Source organism: Streptomyces sp. SID11385, assembly GCF_010548245.1.
GTDB lineage: Bacteria > Actinomycetota > Actinomycetes > Streptomycetales > Streptomycetaceae > Streptomyces.
In genome coordinates this window covers 1-1,970 of record NZ_JAAGLR010000547.1, presented here as the reverse complement: position 1 = coordinate 1,970, position 1,970 = coordinate 1, and the positions used below count along the sequence as shown (strand labels likewise).

Annotated in this window: 2 protein-coding genes and 1 pseudogene; all 3 read right to left on the bottom strand. The window is 76.5% G+C overall.

What is annotated here, in order from left to right:
* Window positions 1-538 (bottom strand): aldolase/citrate lyase family protein (locus tag G3I42_RS16730; protein ID WP_239096502.1); only part of this gene is annotated, 538 nt, incomplete at its 3' end.
* The gene (locus G3I42_RS16725) at window positions 535-1,857 is read right to left on the bottom strand and encodes a CoA transferase (RefSeq protein ID WP_239096501.1); all 1,323 of its coding nucleotides are present in this window, start codon (window positions 1,855-1,857) and stop codon (window positions 535-537) included. The genes G3I42_RS16730 and G3I42_RS16725, both read right to left, overlap by 4 nt.
* Window positions 1,854-1,970 (bottom strand): annotated as a pseudogene (locus G3I42_RS37655) (ribokinase); the annotation flags it as partial. The pseudogene G3I42_RS37655 and the gene G3I42_RS16725, both read right to left, overlap by 4 nt.

Sequence of the window (1,970 nt, the reverse complement as noted above, 5' to 3'; positions counted from 1 at the left end):
CCGCCGCGAGCACGACACGCCCGCGCGCGTGGTCGAGCCCGGCGTCCCCGCGCACCCCCAGCACCGCCCGCAGGTCCGCCTCGCCGAGCGCCACGCCCCGTACCGCCGGGTGCGCCGTCGCGACCTCGAAGGCGCGCTCGACGCCGAGCGGGCACTCCAGGATCGGGTACAGCTCGGGAACGGGCGCCCCGCCGCAGGCGACCGCCGCACGCCGTACGTCCTCGGGGCCCCGCGACTTCGGCAGCCGCAGGCCCGACAGGTGCGGCAGCCCGACGAGCGCCGCCACGTCGTGCGCGCCCCACGGGCCGTCCAGGTGGTTGACACGCACGTGCACGGGGACGGGGACCGGGGAGGAGAGGAGTTCGGCGACGGCGGCCCGCGCGTACTCCTTGCCGTCGGGCGCGACCGCGTCCTCCAGGTCCACGAGCACCACGTCGGCGCCCGCCGAGAGCGCCTTCTCGACCCGCGCGGGACGGTCGCCCGGCACGTACAGCCAGGTCAGCGGCAGCGTGGACAGGCCGTTCGGCTCGCTCGTCATACCGCGCCCGCCGCCCGCAGCCGCGCGATGTCCCCGGCGCCGAAACCGGCCTCGGCGAGCACCGCGTCGGTGTCCGCGCCGTGCGGTCTGCCCGTCCAGCGGATGTGCCCCGGCGTCTCCGAGAGCCGGAAGAGCACGTTCTGCATCCGCAGCCGCCCCAGCTCGGGATCGTCGAAGACCGGCAGCGAGCCGAGCGCCGCGTACTGCGGATCGGCCATGACGTCGGCGACGTCCTGCACGGGCGCGATCGCCGCCTCCGCCTCCTCGAAGGCGGCCACGACCTCCTTGCGCTCGCGCGCCGCGATCCACGAGCCGACCGCCTCGTCGAGCACGTCCGCGTGCGCCGCGCGCCCCGCGCCGCTCGCGAACCACGCCTCCTCGATCAGCTCGGGACGGCCCACGAGCCGCATGACCCGCTCGGCGACCGACTGCGCCGACGTCGAGACCGCGACCCAGCGCTCGTCCGCCGTGCGGTACGTGTTGCGCGGGGCGTTGTTCGCGGAGCGGTTGCCGGTGCGCGGCTGGACGTAGCCGAGCTGGTCGTACCAGAGGGGCTGCGGGCCGAGCACGGTGAGGATCGGCTCGATGATCGCGAGGTCCACGACCTGGCCGCGCCCCGTGCGCTCCCGCCCCGCGAGCGCCGTCATGACCGCGTACGCCGTCGCGAGCGCCGCGATCGAGTCGGCGAGCCCGAACGGCGGCAGCACCGGCGGGCCGCCCGGCTCCCCGGTGATCGCCGCGAAGCCGCTCATCGCCTCCGCGAGCGTCCCGAAACCGGGGCGCCTCGCGTACGGGCCGAACTGCCCGAAGCCCGTGACGCGCGCGAGGACGAGCCGGGGGTTGACCTCGCTCAGCTCCGCCCAGCCGAGGCCCCAGCGCTCCAGCGTCCCCGGGCGGAAGTTCTCGATCACGACGTCCGCGTCGGCGACGAGCCGCAGCAGCACCTCGCGCCCCTCGGGACGCGACAGGTCCGCCGTCGCGTTCCGCTTCCCGCGCCCGAGCAGCTTCCACCACAGCCCCACGCCGTCCTTGCCGGGCCCGTGCCCGCGCGAGGGATCGGGGCGCGTGGGGTGCTCGATCTTGACGACGTCGGCGCCGAAGTCCGCGAGCATCGTCGCGGCGAGCGGCCCGGCGAAGAGCGTCGCGAGGTCGAGCACGCGGGTGCCGTGCAGGGGGCCCGGCTCCTCGGGCTGCTCCGGGGGTTCCGGCTGCTCCGGAAGCCCGGAGGCGCCGGAACCCGGCGGGACGTCGCGCGTCACGAACGGCTCGTGGTTGCCCTCGCGGGTGAACAACGGCTCGTGGTTGCCCGCGCCCGTCATGCCACCACCCCCGCGCTCGCGTCGATCTCGGACCGGTGCGGCATCGAGGGCGCCGCGCCCGCGCGCTGCACCGAGAGCGCCGCCGCCGTGCCCGCCCACGCGAGCGCGTCCGG